A 7,064-nucleotide genomic window follows, 5' to 3' on the forward strand; every position below is an offset into this window, starting at 1 on the left:
ATCCGCCGTCTGTCATTTTTCATTCCCATCCGGAGCATTTATGAACCAATTCGAACCCTCTTCTTTCCAACCCGAACCGCCCCCCGCACCCGTGCCGCAGCAACCGCAAGGCAACCAGCCGCCGCGCCTGTTTGCCGAGCCGCGCAAAGTTCCTGCCGGCGAAGGTGCGGCGTGGATAGGCGATGCCTGGCGGATTTTCAAAAAACGCCCGGGCACATGGGTGTTGATGGTGTTCATCATGCTTCTGATTATGTTCGTCGGATCGTTTGTCCCCGGCGTCAGCATGGTCATCAACCTGTTACCGATATTCTTCACCGGCGGCTTTATGCTTTCCTGCGACGCGCTGGAAGAAGGCGGCGAACTGGAAATCGGCTACCTCTTTTCGGGTTTCAAATACAAATTCAAAGAACTGGTTATCCTGGCCCTGCTCTATGTCGTGGCAATCCTATTCATTGTGCTCATTGCCGGCATCCTGCTCGCTGCTTTTGTCGGCTTCAATTTCGGCAGCGACTTCCAAGCCGCTGTGGGCGGCAATGTTTCTGCAGAAGACTTCTTAATGGTTATATTGCTGTTTTTGATCATGCTGCTGTTTATCATTCCCGTCCAGATGACCATTGTCTTCTCTCCCGCCCTGGTCGTCCTGCACGATGTGCCGCCGTTTGAGGCAATGAAGATGAGCTTCAAAGGCTGCCTGAAAAACTTGTGGGCGTTTTTGGTCAACGGGCTGGCATGGGCAGGTATCGGACTGATTTTCTTCGGCATCTTCTTTGCCATTATTGTTTTATCCGTCGGCGTATCCAGTATGGGCAGCGGCGATATCGGCGTCGGCCCTGCCATCGCCATGTTCCTGCTGTTCATCCCAATATATTTTGTACTCGCCAGCCTGACCAACCTTACCTCTTACACCTGCTACCGCAGCATCTGGACCGATCCGCCGCTGCGCCGCAACGGCCGTTAAACTTCAATCCGAAGGCCGTCTGAAAACCGCTTGTGCGGACTTTCAGACGGCCTTTGAACATTCATCCGCCAACGGTACGGCAAGGCAAGACGGCATATGTGATAGGGCAAAGCCGCAACCCGCCGCCTTATCCCGAAAATTCATTTGACCCGCCATACGGAAAGGCCGTCTGAAAGTCCGCACAAGCAGTTTTTCAGACGGCCTTTCGGCTCGTTGCGAAGTTTGATGTTTAATAACGGTCGGAAATCAAGCCGTTCTCATCCCAGAAAGTGCGGCTGATCAATTCGTCGTCCTGATAGACGGTTTCCGATTTTTTCGCACCGTTGTCGTACCATTCCAGAGTAAAGCCGCTGCGTTTTTTGTTGGCGAAATTCAATTCGGCGGTGATGCGCCCCTGATTGTCCCAGCTGACCATTTCCACAGGCTGGTCGTTCTTCATCAGCACTTCGCTTTTCGGGCTGCCGTCGGGATACCATTGCCGCCATTTGCCTTCGGCTTTGTCGTTGTGGAATTCGATTTCGCTTTCTTTGCGCCCGTTTTGGTAATAGCGGACGCCCGTCCCTTCCGTTTGGCCGTTTTTATACGGCATTACGGCGGATTTGTTGCCGTTGTTGTACCAGTTGGTCCATTCGCCGTGCGGCTTGCCGTTTTGAAACGGGGCGGACATTTTCTGTTTGCCGTTAAAATGCCACAGGGTAAGCGTGCCGTTTTCCAATTGCGGCACGAATTGGCGGATTTGCTTCAACGGCGCGCGGTAGGGGTCGGAATATTTTTTGCGCGACGGATAATAAAAATCCTGCACCGCCGCATGATTGCCCGACGGGGTGTATTCGCGCACATAAGCATAGGAGGCCGGTTTGTCGGTCGGCCTGCCCTGCTGGTCGAAATAGATTTTCTGCGGGGCCGCCCAGGCGGCGGAAGCATAAGCGGCAAGCATGGCCGCAAACAGGGTTTTATTCATTATTTCTGCCAATAGGTTTTGATGTTGACGAATTCGTACAAGCCGAATTCGGACAGTTCGCGCCCGTAGCCCGAAGCTTTCACGCCGCCGAAGGGCAGGCGCAGGTCGCTGCTGGTGTGGCGGTTGATGTATACCGCGCCGGTGTGCAGTTTTTCGGCGTAACGCCAGGCGGCCGCTTCGTCCGCGCTGTAAATGCTCGCGCCCAGGCCGTAGGGGTTGTCGTTGGCCAGCTCTACCGCATGTTCGGCATCGCGGGCGCGCAGGATGGCGGCAACGGGGCCGAAAACTTCTTCGCGGTAGGCGAGGCAGGCGGGATTGACTTTGTCCAGCACGGTGGCGGGATAGAACCAGCCTTGTCCGGCGGGGATTTCGCCGCCGCACAGGATTTGCGCGCCGTTTGCCGCAGCATCAAGCACTTGGGCATGGACGCGCTCGCGCAAGTCGGCGCGGTGCAGCGAAGCGAGCGTGGTTTGCACGTCGAGCGGGTCGCCGGTTTGAAGTTTGGCGCATTCGTCCAGAAACAGGCGGATAAAGGGTTCGGCCACGGCTTCGGTAACGATGATGCGCTTGGCGGCATTGCACGACTGCCCCGCGTCGCGGAAACGGGAATAGCACGCGTCTTTGGCCGCCTGCCGCAAGTCGGCATCGGGCAGGACGATGAAGGCGTTGCTGCCGCCCAGTTCGAGCACGGTTTTTTTCAGACGGCCTCCCGCTTCGGCAGCCAGTATGCGGCCGGTGTCGGCCGAACCGGTAAAGGCCAGCGCGTCGGTGTCGGCGATTGCCTGCGGGATGTCGGCGTGTTCCAACCATGCGGGTATCAGCGGGATGTCGCCGCCGACCAATTCAAACAGTGCGTTGCTGACGCGGGCGACGCTTGGCGCGGGTTTGACGGCACAGGCGTTGCCGGTGCACAGGGCGGGGACGACAAAACGCAGCACCTGCCAAACAGGGTAGTTCCACGGCATGACGGCCAGCACCACGCCCAAAGGTTCGAAACGCACCTGGCTCAGGCTGGCCTGTGTGGCGATGGTTTTGTGCGCCAGCAGTTCGGGGGCGAGGCGTGTGTAGTAGCGGATGAGTTCGACCGATTTGTCGAGTTCGGCGCGGCATTCGGTCAGACAGCGGCCGACTTCTTCGCTGACCATGCGCGCCAGCCTGCCGCGTTCGGCATCCAGGCGTTGGGCGAAGGCGGACAGCAGCGCGGTGCGCGCGGTAACGGGCTGTGCGGCAAAATGCCGCTGCCGCTGCCGGAGCGCGCTTAAGGCCGTCTGAAATTCGGCCTGACTTTGCGGCGGGCGTTCATATAGGGTTTCGCCTGTCAGGATGTGGATGCTGCGGAACAATCTGAACTCCGTTTTTTGGGGTTGGGCGGTTTGGGTCGTCATTTGTTTTCAGACGGCCTTTTTTTGCTTGATGGGGAGGCCGTCTGAAAAAGCGTAATCATACGCTGTTTATGGCGGAAAGTTTATATTTTATGGTTATTTGCCTGCCTTGGGACAGGTATAAACGGAAGTGGCCGGACAGATTGCCGCGCACCCCTCGCCGCACGGCAATCCGCCAAGTTATAACCATTCCGTCTTAACATACAACCACACAGTCTTTTTATTTTCAGACGGCCTAAATTACATTGTCGGCCTGCTTTTTAACCATAACCAACCGACTATGCGCCTGTTAAAGACTCCCAGCGTACTGCCCGGCTTCAATATCAGCCTGGGGATTACCGTCCTGTGCCTGTCGCTGCTGGTGGTGCTGCCGTTTGCCATGATGGCCGTTACCGCCGCCGGCATGGGCTTTTCTTCATTTTGGCAGACCATCGCCGAGCCGCGCGTACTGTCCGCTGTGTGGCTGACACTAAAAATGTCGTTTTTCGCCATGCTGACCAACATCGTTTTCGGCACGCTGACGGCATGGGTGCTGGTTCGTTATGAATTTCCCGGCAGGGGTTTGGTGAACGCGCTGGTGGATTTACCTTTCGCGCTGCCCACGGCGGTAACCGGCATCGCGCTGGCCACGCTGTACGCGCCCAACGGCTGGCTGGGGCGGTTTTTCCCGTTCAAAATCGCCTTCACGCCGACGGGCATTTGGATTGCCCTGGTGTTTGTCAGCCTGCCCTTTATCGTCCGCGCCGTGCAGCCCGTGCTGGAAGAATTGTCGGGCGAATACGAAGAGGCCGCCGCCACGTTAGGCGCGGGCCGTTTCACCACGTTCCGCCGCGTGCTGCTGCCCGAAATCGCCCCCGCCCTGCTCACGGGGGCGGGCATGATGTTCGCGCGCGCGACGGGCGAATTCGGTTCGGTTATCTTCATCGCGGGCAATGTGCCGATGGTGTCCGAAATCCTGCCGCTGATTATCACCGGCAAGCTGGAACAGTATGACGTGCAGGGCGCATCTGCCGTCGCGCTGTTTATGCTGTTGATTTCCTTCTCTATCCTGTTTGCGCTCAATATCGCCCAATGGGCTTTGGGCAAACGCGCCGGAGCGAAAGCATGAAAACCAATCCGAATATTACCGAACCGCGCCCGCTGCAATGGCTGCTTATCGGCATCGCGCTGCTGTTTCTTGCCGTGATGCTGGTCATCCCGCTGACAGCCGTGTTTGCCGAAGCCTTGAAGGGCGGCTGGCGGCTGTACCTGGCTTCGCTTTCCGACCCCGAAGCCTTGTCCGCCGTCAAATTAACCCTGCTAACCGCCGCGATTGTCGTCCCCGTTAATGCCGTATTGGGCGTGGCGATGGCATGGCTTTTGACCCGCTTCGACTTCCGCGGCAAGCAATTGCTGACCACGCTGCTCGATTTGCCGTTTTCCGTATCGCCCGTGGTGGCCGGTTTGATGTTCGTCTTATTGTTCGGCGCGCACACGGCATTGGGCGGTTGGCTGGAAGCGCACGGCATCCAAATCATTTTCGCCGTTCCGGGCATTATTCTGGCAACCCTGTTCGTTACCTTCCCCTTTGTCGCGCGCGAAATCATCCCGCTGATGCAAGCGCAGGGCGACAGCGAAGAACAGGCCGCGCTGATTCTCGGCGCGAACGGCTGGCAGATGTTTTGGCGCGTTACCCTGCCCAACATCAAATGGGCGCTGCTCTACGGCGTGATTCTCACCAACGCCCGCGCGATGGGCGAGTTCGGCGCGGTCAGCGTGGTGTCGGGGCACATACGCGGCGAAACCAACACCATCCCGCTGCTGGTCGAAATCTTCTACAACGAATACAACTTTGTCGGCGCGTTCGCCCTGTCCAGCATTCTGGCCCTGCTGGCCATCGCCACGCTGGCAATACAGGACATCCTTACCAAAATCCAACAGAAAAAACACCGCGCCGCCGAAAGGGAAGCAGCATGAGCATCACCATCGAAAATCTGAACAAGCACTTCGGCGCGTTCCACGCCCTGAAAAACATCAACCTGACCGCGCCGACCGGCAAGCTCACTTCGCTGCTCGGCCCTTCGGGCTGCGGCAAAACCACGCTGCTGCGGATTATCGCCGGATTGGAAAACGCCGACGGCGGCAAAATCCTGTTTAACGGGCAGGACGTTACCGCCAAACACGTTCGCGAACGCAAAGTCGGCTTCGTTTTCCAGCATTACGCCATATTCCGCCACATGAATATTTTCGACAACGTGGCTTTCGGGCTGACCGTACTGCCGCGCAGTCAAAGGCCGTCTGAAAAACAAATCCGCAGCAAGGTTGAAGAACTGCTGAAACTGGTACAGCTTCCCCACTTGGCCAAATCCTACCCGCACCAGCTTTCAGGCGGCCAACGCCAGCGCATCGCCCTCGCCCGCGCCCTTGCGGTCGGACCCAAACTGCTGCTGTTGGACGAACCCTTCGGCGCACTCGATGCCAAAGTACGCAAAGAACTGCGTACCTGGCTGCGCGACATCCACCACGAATTGGGCATCACCAGCATTTTGGTCACGCACGACCAGGAAGAAGCCTTGGAAGTCTCCGACCAAATCGTCGTCATGAACCACGGCAAAATCGAACAGGTCGGCAACGCCGGCACACTCTACCGCCAGCCGAACAACGCCTTCGTAACCGAATTCTTAGGCAACACCGACGCCTTTGAAGGCCGCATCGAAAAAGGCGAATGGCGTTATGGCGAATTTGCCTGGCCTTTGGACAGGCAATACCGCTGGCAGGAACAGCACGCGGTCGGCTACATCCGCCCGCACGAATGGGAAACCAACGCCCAAAACCCCATGCTGGCGGGCACAATCGCCAACATCCACGTTTCCGGCGCGCTCACCCACCTGACACTTACCCTACCCGAAGGCCGTCAGGTTCATGTCGATTTCGCCACATCGGAAACAGGCCGTCTGAACCTGCATATCGGCTGTGAACTCAAACTCTCCCCCCGGCAAGTGTATGTTTTCGGTCAAAGCGAACTGATTGACTACGCCATTTAGGAGTTGGATGCAAAAAGGCCGTCTGAAACACAAGGCAGGTAAGATTCCAGTCCCCCTTTCTTTTTCAGACGGCCTGATTGATAATCAGCCAAGCAGCCGCTTTATCCCGAAACGACAGATAGATGGAAACAACCAATTTAAACAAATGCTACCTTTACTTCGCACTGACAGGAAACGGCTTCGACCCCGATAAAATCAGCACCGTCCTCAACCTGAAGGCCACTAAAATCGTGCGTGAGGGCAGCCGCATTCCGGGAAAAATACCGGTATGCTCAAGCTGGAAATACGGCACGCCCCTCTTAAGGAATGGCAACGTTTTCCGTTTGGGAGAAATTGCAGAAGAACTTATCATTCCTTCATTGCCATTATAGGAAAAAATAACGGAACTGATTAAAATCCATAACCTGTCGGCAATTTTCACGGTTGTCCTAACCATCAGCACCGATGAACAAGATTCCACCCCTGCCCTATGTTTCTCACCCGCCGTTATCGAATTTTGCCATTCGGTCGGCGCAAGTATCGAATTGGATTTATACCGCAGTTAGCCCGAAAACAAACATTGCAACAGACGAGCCGCACTTCATCGCAAGTAGCTGCTTTTTCAAAGCAATATACGGCGCCATTCCTACACCACATCAAAAGCATGTATCCATTTGCATAGAATAGACCTCTTGCGAAAGTATCCTGAAGATTTACAATTTCCAAATGAAATACGAAAACCTAATCCAAAGAAGCAACAG

Annotated in this window: 7 protein-coding genes; 5 read left to right on the forward strand and 2 right to left on the reverse strand. The window is 56.3% G+C overall.

Features of this window, described 5'->3' with window-relative positions; all coding sequences use genetic code 11:
- The first annotated feature begins 40 nt into the window (after positions 1-40).
- Positions 41-958, forward strand: a complete 918-nt coding sequence (locus ACTHSL_RS03135) for a BPSS1780 family membrane protein (RefSeq protein ID WP_440380308.1) — start codon at positions 41-43, stop codon at positions 956-958.
- 229 nt (positions 959-1,187) lie between these two features.
- Here the strand turns inward: ACTHSL_RS03135 and ACTHSL_RS03140 are convergent, their stop codons facing one another.
- The gene (locus ACTHSL_RS03140) at positions 1,188-1,919 is read right to left on the reverse strand and encodes a toxin-antitoxin system YwqK family antitoxin (protein WP_440380309.1); all 732 of its coding nucleotides are present in this window, start codon (positions 1,917-1,919) and stop codon (positions 1,188-1,190) included.
- Positions 1,919-3,304, reverse strand: a complete 1,386-nt coding sequence (locus tag ACTHSL_RS03145; protein WP_440380310.1) for an aldehyde dehydrogenase family protein — start codon at positions 3,302-3,304, stop codon at positions 1,919-1,921. The genes ACTHSL_RS03140 and ACTHSL_RS03145 overlap by 1 nt, the downstream gene beginning before the upstream one ends.
- 277 nt (positions 3,305-3,581) lie before the next feature.
- On the opposite strand from ACTHSL_RS03145, the gene cysT reads away from it, so the two are divergent.
- The 4 genes from cysT to ACTHSL_RS03165 all read left to right on the forward strand — a co-directional run bounded on the left by cysT (position 3,582) and on the right by ACTHSL_RS03165 (position 6,695).
- Entirely contained in the window at positions 3,582-4,409 is an 828-nt protein-coding gene (gene cysT / locus ACTHSL_RS03150; protein WP_049248579.1) for a sulfate ABC transporter permease subunit CysT, read from the forward strand.
- Positions 4,406-5,257 carry a sulfate ABC transporter permease subunit CysW gene (cysW, locus tag ACTHSL_RS03155; RefSeq protein WP_440380311.1) on the forward strand — a complete coding sequence of 284 codons (852 nt, stop codon included), beginning with the start codon at positions 4,406-4,408 and terminating at the stop codon, positions 5,255-5,257. The genes cysT and cysW overlap by 4 nt, the downstream gene beginning before the upstream one ends.
- Positions 5,254-6,324, forward strand: coding sequence for a sulfate/molybdate ABC transporter ATP-binding protein (locus ACTHSL_RS03160; protein WP_440380312.1), 1,071 nt, complete (start codon positions 5,254-5,256; stop codon positions 6,322-6,324). The genes cysW and ACTHSL_RS03160 overlap by 4 nt, the downstream gene beginning before the upstream one ends.
- Before the next feature lie 122 nt (positions 6,325-6,446).
- A complete protein-coding gene (locus tag ACTHSL_RS03165; RefSeq protein ID WP_440380313.1) occupies positions 6,447-6,695 on the forward strand; it encodes a DUF4279 domain-containing protein in 249 nt (82 codons plus the stop codon).
- Positions 6,696-7,064: the final 369 nt, after the last annotated feature.

Source organism: Neisseria sp. P0008.S010 (assembly GCF_051962715.1).
Classification (GTDB): Bacteria; Pseudomonadota; Gammaproteobacteria; order Burkholderiales; family Neisseriaceae; genus Neisseria; species Neisseria elongata.

Bases quoted from the DNA above. Each gene is read 5' to 3' on its own strand.
- ACTHSL_RS03135 (WP_440380308.1), top strand. From the start codon at position 41: ATGAACCAATTCGAACCCTCTTCTTTCCAACCCGAACCGCCCCCCGCA.
- ACTHSL_RS03140 (WP_440380309.1), bottom strand. From the start codon at position 1,919: ATGAATAAAACCCTGTTTGCGGCCATGCTTGCCGCTTATGCTTCCGCC.
- ACTHSL_RS03145 (WP_440380310.1), bottom strand. From the start codon at position 3,304: ATGACGACCCAAACCGCCCAACCCCAAAAAACGGAGTTCAGATTGTTC.
- cysT (WP_049248579.1), top strand. From the start codon at position 3,582: ATGCGCCTGTTAAAGACTCCCAGCGTACTGCCCGGCTTCAATATCAGC.
- cysW (WP_440380311.1), top strand. From the start codon at position 4,406: ATGAAAACCAATCCGAATATTACCGAACCGCGCCCGCTGCAATGGCTG.
- ACTHSL_RS03160 (WP_440380312.1), top strand. From the start codon at position 5,254: ATGAGCATCACCATCGAAAATCTGAACAAGCACTTCGGCGCGTTCCAC.
- ACTHSL_RS03165 (WP_440380313.1), top strand. From the start codon at position 6,447: ATGGAAACAACCAATTTAAACAAATGCTACCTTTACTTCGCACTGACA.